The sequence below is a fragment of the Pseudomonas sp. 3296 genome, assembly GCF_031456615.1.
In the GTDB taxonomy this organism is placed as follows: Bacteria; Pseudomonadota; Gammaproteobacteria; order Pseudomonadales; family Pseudomonadaceae; genus Aquipseudomonas; species Aquipseudomonas mucoides.
In genome coordinates this window covers 124,797-140,929 of sequence record NZ_JAVDUY010000003.1, presented here as the reverse complement: position 1 = coordinate 140,929, position 16,133 = coordinate 124,797, and the positions used below count along the sequence as shown (strand labels likewise).

Annotated in this window: 9 protein-coding genes and 2 tRNA genes; 2 read left to right on the top strand and 9 right to left on the bottom strand. The window is 58.0% G+C overall.

All coding sequences use genetic code 11. The annotated features are described in order from the left end of the window. Nucleotides 1–2: 2 nt before the first annotated feature. The 5 genes from hsdR to J2X66_RS08880 all read right to left on the bottom strand — a co-directional run bounded on the left by hsdR (nucleotide 3) and on the right by J2X66_RS08880 (nucleotide 8,727). Nucleotides 3–3,479 (bottom strand): type I restriction-modification system endonuclease, encoded by a 3,477-nt coding sequence (hsdR, locus tag J2X66_RS08900; protein WP_310263281.1) that lies wholly within the window; start codon nucleotides 3,477–3,479, stop codon nucleotides 3–5. A gap of 643 nt (nucleotides 3,480–4,122) precedes the next feature. Beyond that, nucleotides 4,123–5,421 (bottom strand): AcvB/VirJ family lysyl-phosphatidylglycerol hydrolase, encoded by a 1,299-nt coding sequence (locus J2X66_RS08895; RefSeq protein WP_310263280.1) that lies wholly within the window; start codon nucleotides 5,419–5,421, stop codon nucleotides 4,123–4,125. Further along, nucleotides 5,421–8,063, bottom strand: coding sequence for a bifunctional lysylphosphatidylglycerol flippase/synthetase MprF (mprF, locus tag J2X66_RS08890; RefSeq protein WP_310263277.1), 2,643 nt, complete (start codon nucleotides 8,061–8,063; stop codon nucleotides 5,421–5,423). The genes J2X66_RS08895 and mprF overlap by 1 nt, the downstream gene beginning before the upstream one ends. 278 nt (nucleotides 8,064–8,341) lie before the next feature. Continuing rightward, a tRNA-Met gene (locus J2X66_RS08885) sits at nucleotides 8,342–8,418 on the bottom strand. Nucleotides 8,419–8,650: 232 nt separating this feature from the next. After that, nucleotides 8,651–8,727, bottom strand: a tRNA-Met gene (locus J2X66_RS08880). Nucleotides 8,728–9,027: 300 nt separating this feature from the next. Here J2X66_RS08880 and dinB point away from each other — a divergent pair. Beyond that, nucleotides 9,028–10,089, top strand: a complete 1,062-nt coding sequence (gene dinB / locus J2X66_RS08875) for a DNA polymerase IV (protein WP_310263275.1) — start codon at nucleotides 9,028–9,030, stop codon at nucleotides 10,087–10,089. Between the two features lie 88 nt (nucleotides 10,090–10,177). Here dinB and J2X66_RS08870 read toward each other — a convergent pair whose 3' ends face one another. The 4 genes from J2X66_RS08870 to J2X66_RS08855 all read right to left on the bottom strand — a co-directional run bounded on the left by J2X66_RS08870 (nucleotide 10,178) and on the right by J2X66_RS08855 (nucleotide 14,952). After that, nucleotides 10,178–11,131 (bottom strand): hypothetical protein, encoded by a 954-nt coding sequence (locus tag J2X66_RS08870; RefSeq protein ID WP_310263273.1) that lies wholly within the window; start codon nucleotides 11,129–11,131, stop codon nucleotides 10,178–10,180. Nucleotides 11,132–11,148: 17 nt separating this feature from the next. Next, on the bottom strand, nucleotides 11,149–12,864 hold the full coding sequence (locus J2X66_RS08865) for a proline--tRNA ligase (RefSeq protein ID WP_310263271.1): 1,716 nt from the start codon (nucleotides 12,862–12,864) through the stop codon (nucleotides 11,149–11,151). Nucleotides 12,865–12,994: 130 nt separating this feature from the next. After that, nucleotides 12,995–14,554: an AmpG family muropeptide MFS transporter gene (locus J2X66_RS08860; protein WP_310263269.1), complete on the bottom strand. Its 1,560-nt coding sequence runs from the start codon at nucleotides 14,552–14,554 to the stop codon at nucleotides 12,995–12,997. Nucleotides 14,555–14,598: 44 nt separating this feature from the next. Further along, nucleotides 14,599–14,952 carry an MGMT family protein gene (locus J2X66_RS08855; RefSeq protein ID WP_027925669.1) on the bottom strand — a complete coding sequence of 118 codons (354 nt, stop codon included), beginning with the start codon at nucleotides 14,950–14,952 and terminating at the stop codon, nucleotides 14,599–14,601. Nucleotides 14,953–15,116: 164 nt separating this feature from the next. On the opposite strand from J2X66_RS08855, the gene J2X66_RS08850 reads away from it, so the two are divergent. Beyond that, nucleotides 15,117–16,124 carry a DUF481 domain-containing protein gene (locus tag J2X66_RS08850; RefSeq protein WP_310263266.1) on the top strand — a complete coding sequence of 336 codons (1,008 nt, stop codon included), beginning with the start codon at nucleotides 15,117–15,119 and terminating at the stop codon, nucleotides 16,122–16,124. The last annotated feature ends 9 nt before the right edge of the window (nucleotides 16,125–16,133 follow it).

Genomic DNA, 16,133 nt, shown 5'->3' with positions numbered 1-16,133 from the left:
GCTCAGCCGACTTCTGGCCAAAGATTGTCATTCAAAGCTTCCAGTACTTTATCCAGTTTGCCGCCGAGGTGCCGATTCAGGCTTTTGATGCCGCCATCGTTCTGAAAGGCTTCGTTGACTTGTTGTGTGTCGATGATCACCTCGTGTACCAATTGTTTGGCCAAGCGATCAAGCCACTTACGTTGTACCGGCGTCCACTGCTCAAGTGCGTAGATTTTTTGCATGGCGTTGGCCACGCGTTGATCGAAGGGCAGCAGAGCTTCACCGATAGCGGCTTGGCGGATGTAACCAATGATGCTGGCAGCGATTTCCTGGTTGGTCTGATTGCGCCACGCGCTTTTGAGGCTAACTTCGCTGAACCCATGTTGATCCAGCAGCAAGCGGACATTGCGCAGTTGTTCACGAGTGAGGTCTCTCGGTCGATTGACTACCACGCCCAGAGCTGCGGATTGGTTGAGCTGGCTGTGGACGAAATCGTGAAAGCTTTCGAGATAGTCCTGGGGTTTGTGGTAGGCGCCGTAGCTTTGCTCGCGCACCATCAGTTCGTCACGATGGGTGGAAATAATCGGATAGTTGTCCGAGCCCATCAGGTTGCTGACGGCATCCAGTTGGGTCAGCAACTGGCTATGCTGGCTAATAAACTGGGCCGCCTGCATGGGTCCCAGTTCGTGCAGATGCTTGTGCAGTTTGGCGGGTTCTACCCCCCAAATATCTTCAAGCTCTTCGAGCTTTTTCTTCAACGAGGGCTTGGTCTCAGCTTTGTGGTCGGCCTTGCGCAGAATTCGCATGATGCGCTGGCTGAGTACGTCGAGCACGTCATGGGCATGGCTACTGTCTTCCTGATTGCCGGGGGCGTTATGACTGGCTTCGCTGGTGAGTTCGCTGACCAATTGCGCCAGTGAGACATCCGGGTTCTTCACCAGAGGCTTCATGGTGTCGACGGCTTCCAGGCTAGCGTAGAGGTCGACGGGGTCGTAGATGCGGAAGACCGTTTTGCCGATTTCGTCGCAACGACGGGTGGCGCGCCCTTTCATCTGTTCATAGAGAATGCGTGAGCGCACCCGACGCATAAACACCAGGTTGCAGATTTTCGGCACGTCGATGCCGGTGGTGAGCAGGTCTACGGTAATCGCGATGCTCGGGTGTGGTTCGTTTTTGTATTTACGAATCAGTTGTTCAACTTTGTCGCTCTGGCCGGTGATGATTTGCACCGTTGCCTGGTTATATTGCTCGCCGTAAGCGTCTTTGAAGGCCGCATTCAAAAGGGTTTTCACCCGTTCGGCATGGGCCTGATTGACGCAGAAAATCATGGTTTTTTCTTCGCCGAAAGGGTCTAGTTCATTGGCCAAGGCATCGCAGATCACTTTGTCAAAAGCCGGGGTGATTACTCGGCGATTGAATGACTCGATGTTGAAGTTGAGTTCGTCCTCCAGCTCGGCGACATCAACTTCGCCGGTCTGGGTGTTAATGATGCTGACCGATTCCCCTTTCTCGAAGTGAATGCCGTTTTTGCTGAGCTGGGTTTCGTATCGAATCGGCGGTTCATGGTCGATCAACCAATCATCTGCCACAGCTTCGCGGTAGCTGTAGGTGAACACCGGTTTGCCAAAAATCTCGCTGGTGTGTTTGGCCGGCGTAGCGGTCAGGCCGACTTTGCAGGCATCAAAATAATCCAGTACACGGCGGTACTGTGACAGGTACTGGTTGTGATCACGGACAGCCAGCTCACCCTCGCTCATCTCTTGGTCAAGAGTGTAACCACGGTGGGCTTCGTCAACGATGATGCAGTCGAACTCGCCAACCGACGGCGGTGTGTCAGAGCGGAAAATACGACTGACCATGGCTTGTACGGTGGCCACCTGGATGCGGGTTTCCGCTTCGGCTTCCATGTCGCCCAGCTCTTTGATGTCGTAGATCTGAGCGAGTGTGTGGTTTTGCTCAAGGGCGGTGTCGTTAAACGAGTCGATGGCCTGTTGGCCAAGGGCGCTGCGGTCGACCAGAAACAAAATGCGTTTGAAGCGTTCTGCTTTCAGAAAGCGGTACATCAGGCCAATGATCGTGCGGGTTTTGCCCGTGCCGGTGGCCATGGCAAGCAAGCAGTCGCGTTGGTTGTTGGCAAACGCCTGTTCTACTGCATGGATGGCCTTTTCCTGATAGTCGCGCAACTTCAGATAGGAGAAGCCTTCTTCCTTGAGCTTTGCTTCTGCTTCTGCCTGACTGCGTTTGAGCAGATCCAGTAAATCATTGGGCGTATGGAAATCTTGCAGGGGGCGGGCAGTGTAAGCCGGGCTGCGCAAATCGCGGAACCAGGTCCCGGATTGTTCGGCCAGCTGCTTGATGTAAGGGCGACCATTGCAGGCAAAGGCAAAGGGCACTTTGAAATATGCTCCTTCACCATCATTCCATGGGGTTTGGAGGCCGGCGACTAGCCATGGCTGCTGATGTTCCGGGGCGAATTTGAATTCGCGAGAATAGCGCTCTGCTTGGGGAATGCGGTCTGCAATGTTGATACGTTTACGCTTGGCCTCGACGATGGCGACCGGCGTCAAACCTGCGAACAAGACATAGTCGGCACAGGCTTTTGGGCTGCTGGTCGGCCATTCAGCAATAGCTTTATTCTTGCCCTTCTCGGGACGGGCGCCTTTTCCGTAAGTCAGGTCGAGGGAGTCAGCTTCCCAGCCCGCGTCGAGCAGCTGCTGGTCGATGAGGATGCGGGTGAGGTCTTCACTCAGGTCGAACTTATGGGTGGCCTGCATTGTGCGATGCATGACTTGTGACGACGCTTGAGGCTGAGTCAAAAGTTGAATTTGCAAAGCTTTAATGCGCTGCTCGTGCTCAAGGCGCAACTTCGCAAGGTCGGCCTCATGCTGTTTGGCTTGCTTCTTATAAAGGCAAGATTCCGCCTCCATTTGCCCGGCGAGAACGGAATACTCTTCGGCCTCGCGTTTCATCAGGTCAGCCAGTTGCTGGTTACTTTCAAGCTTCTGGCTGGACTCGTTCAATTGCGTTTTCAGTTGCTCGATCTGATTTTGTAGGTCGCGCAATGGGGCGCTGGGGTCATCCGGTTTTACAAAAGGCCCAGGTTCGAACTTGTCGCCATTATTTCCGAACGATCGGTGGTACCAAATGGCAAGAGCGCGAGCAACCTTTAGCCCATCCATCGCCTCACGGTGTTGAGTTCGAAATTGGTGGGTGGCTTTATTGCCTTCGACTCGAAGTGTACGAAAGAGGTCGCGGATTTTTTGATCGAGTTGGATTTCCCGACCTAACTTGTAAAGTAGGTCGGCCTGCTTGGTCATTGCATCAAACTCAATACCGGTGCGGCTGGCCAGGTCTTGAGCCAAAGCCTCACCCAATTGACGTAGCTTTATCAGTGTGGTGTTGGGATCGCTGGCAAAGTTCTGCTCGGCCGTGCTCGCAAGCTGAAGGAAAACGGGGTCGTGTTCCTGGAGAAACGAGAAGTTACTGATCGCGGCCATGTTCATTCCTGTGCATGCTCATCCCTGGATTGCGCCTAGTTGAGCTTAGTTTGCGCAATATTGCGTTGAGCTTAACCAAGATTGGCCAGGTTTGACTATGGCTTGGTAGGGCTTAGTGCCAGCACCCGCTGTAATGAGCTTTTTTTGTGTCTGAGGATTTCTCTTGTTGGTCGATAGCTTGATCTATGTTCAATTCGACGCAAGGTTCTACGTACAAAAAGATGTGTGTGCGCACGATAGTGAGTGAGGGGTGAATAGAGTGACAGTGGTCATTAGTAACGTTGATGTGTCCCAGGAAATGATCGATGAGCTTGAGGATCTTCGCGTTGAAGCAGCAGCTGGGGAGCGATTGATCTGTTTTGATCAGGCCAAGGCAGTTAGTCACGACGATATGCGGGCACGGTACGCCAGGAAAGACTAAGAGCTCGCGAGCGGTAGACGCATCCGCACAGGCGATACGCAGATCCTGTGGGAGAGGGCTTGCACGCGATGACGGCGGCAGATCCAACATTGATGTGACAGACATACCGCTATCGCGGGCAAGCCCGCTCCCACAGGGATCTGCGGTGCGGGTTAAATTGCGTACCTATGAAAAAGCCCCCGCAACCGTGAGGTATCGGGGGCTTTTTGTGGGCAGCTCAGATCACTCCTGAGCCGTCGCCCCGTCCTTGGCCTGACGCTTGACGATGATGTCCACCAACCGTTGGGCCAGCGCCGGGTAGTTCTCGTCGAAGTGATGGCCGCCAGGCAGTTTCATCGCTTCGCCTACGGCGGTCTTGTCGGTGCAGCCGCTTTCGTCGACTTCTTCTTCGCCGTAGATGCACACCACTTTTTCCGGTGGCAGCTTGGCCATTTCCGGGCCGGTGGCGGCTTCTTTGCCGGCGTTGCCGAGCCAGCCTTCGACTTCGATTTCGAAGCTGCCGGTGCGGGCGAAGGCCAGAAGGATGATGGCGTCGACGCGTTGTTGTTCCGATTCGGCCAAGCGGTTGTAGATCGCTGGCAGTACGTCAGCGCCGAACGAGTAACCGGTCAGGATGAAGCGCTTGGTGCCCCATTTCTGCCGGTAGTGCTGCATCAGTTCGGCGAGGTCCAGCGCGCTTTGCTCCGGGCTCTTGTGCTGCCAGTAGTAGCGCAGGGTGTCGATGCCGACCACAGGATAGCCAATCTTGGCCATCTCGCCCGCCACGTCACGGTCAAGGTCACGCCAGCCGCCATCACCGGACAGGAACAGGGTGACGGTGTCCTTGGCCTGGCCTGCTGGCACTTCGACCACTGGAATCTGCAAGCCACCAGCGGCTTTGTCGCCACCGACGAGAATCTTGCGCAGTTCGTTGTTCAGCACTTGCGGCAGGTTGATGTCGTAGTCGCTGATGCTGGTTTCGGCATTGGGTTGGTCGCGCACGAAACCGGCACTGGTGTCGTCCGGGTTGTCGTTCCACGCCACCAGCCAGTGGCCGTGGGCGGCGCTTTTCGGCAGCAGGTGGGTGCAGCCCGGTTTTTCCAGGGCCAGGTCGACGGAAACAGCCTGGGCCTTGTCACTCTTCTGCTCGGACAACCAGCGCCACGCCAGCACGGCGCCAGGGCCGATGCCGCTGACCAGAGTCGCCGGGCCTTTGAGTTCTCTCAGGCCCGATTGCAGGGCGCGGCTTTGCAGCAGGCAGTCTTTGGGCAGGATAACCTGGACAATCTGCGCTGAACTGGAGCGGCTCAGGGTCATCAATTGCTGATCGCTGAGCTTCTGGTCTTCATTGACCGCCACCAGTACCTGGGCTTTCGGCGTGGTGCCGGGAATCACACGGGTCATCGCCGCGCCATCAGCCGGTGTCAGCAGTTCGAGCGTCGGAGCCGGTGCCGGACGTTTCAGGTACCAGTAACCGCCACCGAGAATCAAGGCCAGCACTACCAGTGTGGCCAGTACGTACCGCAAGGAGCGTTGAATCATCAGCGTTTCACCAATCCAGTCAAGCCGCCCGCAATCAGGGCAGCAGTATCGGCCAGGGCTACCAGCGGATCGAGTCCGGCGGGCACGGCCATATAACGGGGTTCCCAGTCAGGCTGGAACTTGTCTTTGAAACGGCGCAAGCCTTGGAAGTTGTAGAGCTGCTCACCACGGCGGAAAACCATCGAGCCCAGGCGCTGGGTCAGTGGTGCGCCACGACGGGGTTGCAACCCCGACAACGGCACCATGCCCAGGCTGAAGCGCGCGTATCCATGATTTTTATAATGTTGAATCAGGCCGACCATCATGAACTCCATGGTCAGTTTTGGCGCGTCCGGGTGCGCACGCATCAGGTCGAGGCTGGCCAGGTCATGGCCATAAGTCTCGAGCAAGTTGGCGAACGCTACCGGGCGACCTTCAAAGCGGATCACCGCAATGCGGAAATGCTTGAGGTAATCATCGCTGAAACGGCCCAGCGAGAAGCCTTTCTCGCGCACGTTCTTGCCGGTCAGCCAGGCATCGGAAATCACCTTGAGCTCATCCATTGGCGCATGACCCGGCTCAAAGATCTCCAGCGACAACCCGTCGCGGGTACCGCGGTTCCAGGTGTAGCGCAGGTCTTTCATCTCTTTGCCCTTGGCTTCGAGATCAAATCGATGCAGATCGACTCGGGCTTCTTCGCCCAATTTGATCGCGGTCAGGCCGATGTCCATGTAGTACGGCAGGTTCTCGGCGCGCACCTGATAGAACACAGGACGGGCGTGGTGGACGTCGCAAAGGTCACGGAACTGCCAGATCATCTCGGCGCGTTGCTGGGTCGGACCGATCGGGTCGTACAGCGCCACCAGGCTGCGCCCACGGCGGGCGTACATCAGAAACGCCTCGTCGTTAGGGTGAAACAGCAGCGCCTTGTCACCGGTCAGAGCGAGGCCGCCATCCGGTTGGGCTGAAGCCATGAGGATCCTGGACGCGCGCTCCAGTTCATCCGGCGTCGGCAAGTGAATGACCGGACGGGCGGTGCGCAGCAGCCACGTCAGGGACACCACGACCAGCAGCACGGCGGCGCCCAGCAACGAGCGCAAGCCACGCGGCGCGTCGGCGTCGAGGGTGAACTGCCACCAGAGTTGGTGGCTGTATGGAACGTCCTGATACGCAAACAGCAGCAACCAGATCGAGGCCCCCAGCACGCACAGGCTCGACACCAGATACAGCGGCGAGAAGGGCAGTTCGGTGAGGCGGCTCGGGCGATAGAACGAGCGACGGAAAACCCCCAGCAAGCTGGCGATGAGGGTCATCAGGCAGGCTTCTTCCCAGTCAAAACCCTTGAGCAGGGAGAGCAGGGCGCCGACCAGCAGCAAAATAGTGGTCAGCATCCAGGCGGCCGACAAACGTCGGCGCAAGCCTTGAGCCAGCAACAGGCACAGCACGCCGATCAGGCTGGCGCCGAAGTGCGAGGCGTCGACCAGACGATGCGGGATCAGAAAACCGATGTGTTCCAGGCGGGTATCGATTTCCGGGGTCACGCCGGAAAACAGCAGCACTACCCCAGACAGGAATACCAGCACCGCCAGAATTGGTGCGGCGAGGCCGGACGCTGCACGTAGGGACTGACGCGACTGAAACAGGCGCTGGCCTTCATTAATCAGCAGGAAGATGCAGGCCACCAGCAAAGGCAACACCACATAAATCAGTCGATACAGCAGCAGGGCCGCCGCCAGTGGTGCTGCGCCGAGTGAATCGGCAAAGGCAGCCAGCAGGATCGCCTCGAATACGCCGACCCCGCCCGGCACGTGGCTGAGTACACCCGCGGCCAATGCCAGCAAGTACACCAGCAGGAAGGCGCCGAAGGGTGGGGCTTCCGGCAGCAACAGATAGAGCACGGTCGCGGCGGCGGCCACGTCCAGGGCAGTGATGATCAGTTGCAGGAAGGTCAGGCGGCGGCCGGGCAGGCGCAAGGTGCGGCGACCGACTTTAACCAGCAGGTTGTCCGGCGAAGGCTGTTCCGGCAGGCGACGGCGGTAGATGCCGATGGCCAGTACGCTAAAGAGCAGCAGGACAGCTGCGGCAATCACGCCGAGCAATGTCTCGGACAGGCCCAGGGCGGTAGAGGCGGCCGGCAGATCACTAAGGGTTGCCAGCGCGGCCAGCGGTGGCAGGGCGCAACCGAGCGACAGGCTGGCAAACAACGTCATGTGAGCGACGTCTCCAGCCCCCAGGCCATGACGCGCATATAAACGGTAGCGAACCGAGCCCCCCGAGAGCATGGAAAGGCCGATGGCGTTGCCGATGGCAAAGGCCGTGAAGCCACCAAGTGCAAGGATTCGCGGCGGCAGCGTCACGCCCGCATAGCGGCTGGCCGACCATTCGTAGCCCAACAGAATGATGAAGCCGACGATGGTCGCACCCAGTGCGCCGAGCAGGGCCGGTTTCGGGACTTCCAGGATCGAATCGTGCAAAGCGTACAGGTCGAGTTCGCTCAGCAGATGACGACAGGCAATCAGCGCGATCGCGAACAACAGCAGCGTGACCGCCAGGCCAATGGGCTGGCGGTATTTGCTGATCAAATCGAGCAGGTGCAAACGCCCGGCCTTGATCGGTTGTGTCGCTGTGACGGTGTCTTGTGGATCAGACGAGTTGGCGCGCATCAATCACCTCTTGGATTGTGCGCGACAGGATGGAGGTATCGAGCCAAGTTACCAATCCCTGTAGAAAAAAATAATCACAAATATTAACGCCTCTCACCGGTTTGCGGCGATGGACTGTCATGAGTCGTAGAGGGTGCCACCTGAGTTGCAGCATAGTCTGAACCCGGCAGTTTGATGATCCCTGGCGCTTCACGACACTGTGACAGATCATTGTTGCGAAAGGACTTTTTCTGCAGATACAAAAAAGGCCACTCTTTCGAGTAGCCTTTTTTGATGTTTGGTTGCGGGAGCCGGATTTGAACCGACGACCTTCGGGTTATGAGCCCGACGAGCTACCAGACTGCTCCATCCCGCGTCTGTGTGGCGGCATTCTACAGGCGAACGGCGGGGTGTCAACCGTTAATCCAGATATAGGTCAAATAAGCGTAAATGATCGGCGAACGGTTGCAGGGGAGACCTAAGTTTCGGAATCAGAACGATTTCTCATTTCTGGCCACGATCGCCTAAAGGCTCCATTTCTTCGCTCATACCTACAAAACAGGCGCGCACAAAAAAGGCCACTCTTTCGAGTAGCCTTTTTTGATGTTTGGTTGCGGGAGCCGGATTTGAACCGACGACCTTCGGGTTATGAGCCCGACGAGCTACCAGACTGCTCCATCCCGCGTCTGTGTGTCGGCATTCTACAGAGGATCGCAGGGGTGTCAACCTCAAATTATGGAAAAACCTGTTCCTGTTCAACCGCTTAGCTTGCAAGCAAGACCTGGATAACGGCTGAAAGGCACGCCCGGCAAGGCTTGCAGCTCTATTGGCACCTCACAGTCGATTGATAAAATAAATGCACTGCGTCCTTTCCTACGTGTGAAAAAGAACATTCAGACTACTGGTGCTATATACAGGTGCGAGTGAGATACTGCTTATCCGACACGCCAACACGCCCTTTCTCCGTCATGAACTGCGCTTTTATATGACCCAGCGAAAAATCATCCACGTCGATTGTGACTGCTTTTACGCTGCCATCGAGATGCGTGACGACCCGCGCCTGGCCGGCAAACCGTTGGCAGTGGGTGGTTCGGCGGATCGGCGGGGAGTGATTGCGACCTGTAACTATGAGGCGCGCGCCTATGGCGTGCGTTCAGCCATGTCTTCCGGGCATGCGTTGAAGCTGTGCCCGGACCTGACCATCGTCAAGCCGCGCATGGACGCCTATAGAGAAGCGTCGAAGGAAATTCACACAATCTTTCGCGACTACACCGACATGATCGAGCCGCTGTCCCTCGATGAGGCCTACCTCGATGTGTCGGACAGCACGCATTTCGGTGGCAGCGCGACGCGTATCGCCCAGGACATCCGTCGGCGGGTGTCCAATCAATTGCATATCACCGTGTCGGCCGGCGTGGCGCCGAACAAGTTTCTGGCCAAAATCGCCAGTGACTGGAAAAAACCCAACGGGCTGTTCGTCATCACGCCGGATCAAGTGGAAGACTTTGTCAGCGGCTTGCCGGTGAGCAAGTTGCACGGTGTGGGTAAAGTCACGGCCGATAAGCTGGGCAGGCTTGGCATCGTCGATTGCTCGCATTTACGCGAGTGGGACAAATTGGCATTGGTGCGCGAATTCGGCAGCTTTGGCGAACGACTCTGGAGTCTGGCCCGTGGGGTAGATGACCGTTTGGTCCACAACGACAGTCGGCGGCAGTCGATCAGTGTTGAAAATACCTACGACGTAGATTTGCCGGACCTGGTGAGCTGCCTGGATAAATTGCCCGAACTGCTGGAAACCCTGGCGGGGCGCATGGCGCGAATCGATAGCAGCTATCGGCCGGGCAAGCCGTTCGTCAAAGTGAAATTCCACGACTTTACCCAGACCACGCTGGAGCAGGCCGGGGCAGGGCGGGATTTGGGGAGTTATCAGCTTTTACTGACCCAGGCGTTCAATCGCGGCGGGAAACCGGTGCGTTTGTTGGGGGTTGGGGTCAGGCTTGAGGATTTGCGGGGTGGGTTTGAGCAGATGGAGTTGTTTGAGCGGTAGTTCGGTGGTGAATTGAGGGCCCCATCGCGAGCAAGGATCTATGCTGCTGCATAGATCCATTGTGGGAACGAGCTTGCTCGCGATGCTTTTAGTTCGGTCCCGGATCCGCTACCAAGCGCCCTGCATCCTTGGTCAACGACTTGAGGAATTCAGTCTGCAACTCAGGATCATTGCGCGTCAGTTCGATCAGGCTTTGTTCCAGTTCGCTGGCTTCCTCTTCAAGACCCAGGTCTGAAAGGCGCTTGACCCGGTGTACCCACTGGCTCACTTCGTCGTCTTCAAGGTCGTCATAAATCAGCTCGTGGGCCTCGAGCAGCTTGCCGCGCAAAGAGCTGCTGACCGCCAGGGATGAGTCGGTATGCACATCATCCTGCCCATCTTCGACGCTGATCAGCAGGCGGGTCAGATGATTGATGTCATGTTCGGCGAACGGGCTGTCCAGCAGATTCAGGCGCAGAACGCCGTTTTTGTCGGTGCTCAGTTCGAATGTTTCCTTGCCGGCCTTGACCTCCACCGGACGCTCACTCCAGGGCAGGCTCGAGTATTCGGTGCGTTTGTCGCGCTGAACCTCGTCGATACCCGCCAGGTTTTGCTGCGCACGACCGTGGGATTGCACGTTCATGAACGGGTTGAGCCCGGCGAAACCGTAGCTCAGCCAATCCTTGGTCACGCTGTCTGGCAGATTGCCGAGGGCAAACACGTTGACCACGTTCGCACCGACACCGGCCACGACGGCCACTGCGCCCAGCGGGATCTCGTAGACCTCCCGCCAGGGTTGGTAAGGCGTGTAGCGATCGTAGTGGCGCGTGACTTCGAATTCGGTGACTTCGAAGGTCTTCTGCTCGTGGATTTTCACCCGACGTTGCGGCAGATCAAGCACCTTGGGCTCGCCGACATCGATCTGCAGGCTGTGATCGAGCAGTTTGCGCTCGACACGTTCCTCGTGCTCGCTGCGTTGCGACATGTGATTGGCGCAGCCGCTGACCAGCAGGGTGCCGCACAGGGCGGCACCACCGAGGCCTAAGGTGTTTCGCTTGAACATGACTTCTCTATCTGGTGTCAGCGGCGGATACGGGCCTGGAGGAAAGACAGCACGTCAGCAACCGGCAGCGCTTGCGCTTCAGGTTCGGTGCGGCTCTTGTATTCCAGATTGCCTTCGGCGAGGCCGCGGTCACTGACCACGATCCGGTGAGGAATGCCGATCAGCTCCATGTCCGCAAACTTGATGCCCGGGCTGGTTTTCTTGTCGCGGTCGTCCAGCAGGACTTCGAAGCCGGCAGCCGCCAGTTCTGCGTAGAGCTTGTCAGTGGCTTCGCGAACCTGTTCGGTTTCGTAGCGCAATGGCACCAGGGCGACCTGGAACGGCGCAAGCGTGTCGCTCCAGATGATGCCGTTGGCGTCGTTATTCTGCTCGATGGCCGCCGCGACCACGCGGGAAACGCCGATGCCGTAGCAACCCATTTCCAGGGTGACCGGCTTGCCGTTCTCGCCCAGCACTTCGCACTTCATCGCTTTGCTGTACTTGTTGCCCAGCTGGAAAATGTGCCCGACTTCGATGCCGCGCTTGATTTCCAGGGTGCCCTTGCCATCCGGGCTTGGATCACCGGCGACTACGTTGCGCAGGTCGGCAACGGTTGGAACTGGCAGATCACGCTCCCAGTTCACGCCGAAGTAGTGCTTGTCGTCGATGTTGGCGCCGATGCCGAAGTCGCTCATCAGTTCGACGGAGCGGTCGATGATGATCGGCAGTGGCAGGTTCAACGGACCGAGGGAGCCGGCGCCGGCGCCAATGGCGTCGCGCAGTTCGCTTTCGGAGGCCATGACCAGCGGGCTGGCAACGCCTGGCTGGTTGGCGGCCTTGATTTCGTTCAGCTCATGGTCGCCACGGATGATCAGGGCAATCAGCTTGCCTTTCTCTTCTGCGTGAACGACCAGGGTCTTGATGGTCTTTTCGATCGGCAGATTGAATTTTTCCACCAGTGCGGCAATGGTCTTGGTGTCAGGCGTATCAACCAGACGCAGTTCTTCGGCCGGTGCTGGGCGAGAAGTTTCACGCGGTACGGCTTCGGCTTTCTCGATGTTCGCCGCGTAGTCGGAACCGTTGCTGAAGACGATGTCGTCTTCGCCGGATTCAGCCAGAACGTGGAATTCGTGGGAGCCAGCACCGCCGATGGAGCCGTTGTCGGCTTCTACAGGGCGGAACTTCAGGCCCAGACGGGTGAACACGTTGCAGTACGCCTGGTGCATGCGGTCGTAAGTGACCTGCAGCGAAGGCTGGTCCGCGTGGAACGAGTAGGCGTCCTTCATGATGAATTCACGGCCGCGCATCAGGCCGAAGCGTGGGCGGATTTCATCACGGAATTTGGTCTGGATCTGGTACAGGTTGATCGGCAGCTGTTTGTAGCTGCTCAACTCGTTGCGCATCAGATCGGTGATGACTTCTTCGTGGGTCGGGCCGGCGCAGAAATCGCGACCGTGGCGATCCTTGAAGCGCAGCAATTCAGGGCCGTATTCTTCCCAACGACCGGATTCCTGCCACAGCTCAGCCGGTTGTGTGCTCGGCATCAACACTTCGAGAGAACCCGCAGCGTTCATTTCTTCACGAACGACGGCTTCGACCTTGCGCATGACTCGCAAGCCCATCGGCAGCCAGGTGTAGAGGCCTGAGGCAAGTTTGCGGATCATGCCGGCGCGCAGCATCAGCTGGTGGCTGATCACGACCGCGTCGGAAGGCGTTTCTTTCTGTGTGGCGAGCAAAAATTGACTGGTGCGCATGGTTGGCCGTTGTCGGTTGCTGATGACGAGAAATGACGGAGCATTGTACGGGCGAGATCCGCTGGCGTACAGGCGTGCGGTCGGTGGTGTGGCACGAGGGCGGTATTCATGCCGCCCTTTGCGATGCGTCCTACGATTCTTCCACGATCTGGGTCGGCAACGGTTCCGGTGTCGGTGTCGGGCCTGCGCGACGGCTTTCCTGGTACCAGTGCAGGGCGATCAGCAGCAGTGTCGGAACGCCGAGCAGGGCAGTGATCAGGAAGAAATTGTGGTAGCCGAACTTCTCGACCATGACCCCCGAATAGCCGCCGATCAGGCGTGGCAGCAGCAGCATGATCGAGCTGAGCAGGGCGTATTGGGTGGCGGAAAACTTGAGGTTGGTCAGGCTCGACAGGTAAGCGACGAAGGCTGAGGTCGCCAGGCCGGAACTGAAGTTGTCCAAGGAAATGGTGACGATCAGCATGTTCAGGTTGGCGCCCATGTCGGCGAGCATCAGGAACAGCAGGTTGGTGCCGGCCGACGCAATGCCGCCGATCAGCAGGATCGGCAGGATGCCGAAACGCACAATCAGCAGGCCGCCCATGCCGGCGCCGACGAGAGTCATGATCAAGCCGAAGATCTTGCTGACACCGGCAATCTGATCCTTGGTGAAGCCCTGATCGATATAAAACACGTTGGCCATGACGCCCATGACCGTGTCGGACATCCGGTAGGTGGCGATCAAGCCCAGCAGCAGGAGCGCTTGCCAGCGATAGCGCGTAATGAAGTCGTTGACCGGTGTCAGCACTGGTGCCAGGCCGCGGCGGCCCATCGTCGAGAGGCACAGGGCGGTCAGCGTGGTGTAGAGAATCGCCCGCAGCAGCGCCCGGTCTTCGAGGACCAGATCGAGCAGGCTGACGCCGCCGAACAGCACGCTGGCGAAGTCGGTGTTATAGAGCTGGGTGAACATGGCGGGCACTGACACCAGCAGCACGATCAGTACAAACACCGACGCCAGTTGATGCACAAAGCTGTAGCGGCCGGCCTGAAGCTGGGTGCGCAGTGGCACGGGCGGTTCGCGCATGAATATCGAGGTGAGCAACGCCGGGATCATCAGGGCGCCGAACAGTACGTAGGTGCCGGCCCAGGCCGAATGCTGATAGTTGAAGCCTGTGGAGCCGAAACCCTCGGCGAAGAACAGTGCGCCGGCGGTCGCCAGCAACGCGGCGACTCGATAACCGGACATATAGCTGGCGGCGAGGGCGGCCTGGCGACTGTCTTCGGCGATTTCCAGGCGGTAGGCGTCTACTGCGATGTCTTGCGTCGCCGAAGCGAAGGCTACGACCACGGCAATAGCGATCAACCAGGACAAATGTTTTTGTGGGTCACAAAAACCCATGCCGATCAGGCCGAGGATCACCAGCGACTGCGATAGCACCAGCCATGAGCGTCGACGCCCCAGCTTGCCGAGAAATGGCAGGCGCCATTGGTCCAGCAACGGGGACCACACCCATTTAAAGGCGTAGGCCAAGCCGATCAAACTTGCATAACCAATGGTTTCGCGGGCTACACCGGCCTCGCGAAGCCAGACGGAAAGCGTTGAAAACACCAGCATGTAGGGCAGGCCGGCGGCGAAACCAAGCAACAACAACACGAGCGTCGAGGGGCTGGCATAGGCGGCGAGCGCGGCGCGCCAGGTTTTACGGGGCATGGGCTGGAGTCTGCCTCAAGAAATACGGAAACAAAGGGCGCACTCTAACCGCTGTGCTCTACCGGACGCCAGCCATGGCGCTGAATATCAACACGATTATTCAGGACACTGATGCCTTCAGCACGTAATCGCGCGCGCTGCTCGTCCCCTGAAGGGCTGCCCACCGGCAGGCTGATCCGACCACCGGCACCCAGCACCCGGTGCCAAGGCAGTTTCGTGTCACCCGGCAATTGGCTCAGTGTGCGTCCAACCCAACGAGCGGCGCGACCGAGTCCGGCCAGCTCTGCCAATTGACCATAGCTCACCACTTTGCCCTCGGGCACTTGCGCCAGGGTCAGGTACAGCGCCGTGCGTCGGATTTGCGCCGGGCTTTCGGTATCAGCGGTTGGGTCGGTCACGTCCGGTGGTTCCTGAAAAAGTTCGCTTTGCCGTCTGTAGAGTAAGTCGGGGATCACGGATTGAGAAATGAACTCAATAGTAATAGTCGGGTCAGTCCTTGCTAGGGCCTTATTCCTGAGGATAATGCCGACTTTTTTTCGCAATCTTGAGCCTGTCTTTGCTTATGTTGTCCAGAACCTTGCTGTGCCTCGCTGTTGCCAGTGTCTCCTCACCTTTGCTCGCTGATACCGTCTGGTTAAAGAACGGAGACAAACTGAGCGGCAAGATCACGCTGTTCGATGGCGGCAAATTGCTGATTCAAACCGAGTATGCCGGTGCGGTCCCGATCGACTGGAAGCAGGTCAAAACCCTGGAGAGTGATCAGGAGTTACTGGTCAAGCAGGATGCCTACACCGGCGAGAAGGCCAAGTCGCTGCATGCGGCCGACGATGGCAAGGTGACGCTGCAAAATGGCGAGGCACCGAAGACGGTTGAGCTGGCCAGTATCCAGCAGATCCTCAAACCCAAGCCGGTCGTGGAAGATCTGGTGTGGAAGGGCAATATCGACGCCGCGCTGGATTACCAGCGGGCGGAAAATGACACCGATGACTACGACATCGACTTCAAGACCACGGCGCGCCACGGTAAATGGCGGCATATCGCAGAAGGCGAGTACAACCGCGAATTCCAGGATGACGTCGTGACCACTGACAACTGGCGGGCTGAATACTCCCTCGACCGCTTCCTGACTGAAAAATGGTTCTGGCAGGGTCGGGCTGTTTATAAGCGCGACAAAGTCGAAGACCTGTCCCGTCAGCGCACCGTCGGTACCGGTCCGGGCTACCAGTTCTGGGACAACGAATTGGGCGCATTCTCCCTGGGCTCGCTGGTCAACCGTACGGACTACGAGTTCACCGACGGCAGCAAGGAAAACTTCTATTCCCTGGCGATGAAGTGGGATTACAACCGCTACCTGATCGGCAAGAAGGTGGAGTTCTTCACCAATGGGGAGATTGGCAAGCCGTTGTCGGGCGTGGCCGATTACGCGCTGGATTCAGAAATTGGCTTGCGCTACAAGGTGACCGAATGGGCGTCGCTTAACCTGAAGGCGGAGCGGGATATCATCAGCGGTACCGATGAGTCTGATCTGGACAAGACGCGCTACACCGCAGGGTTTGGCGTGGCCTGGTAAGGCGTCAAA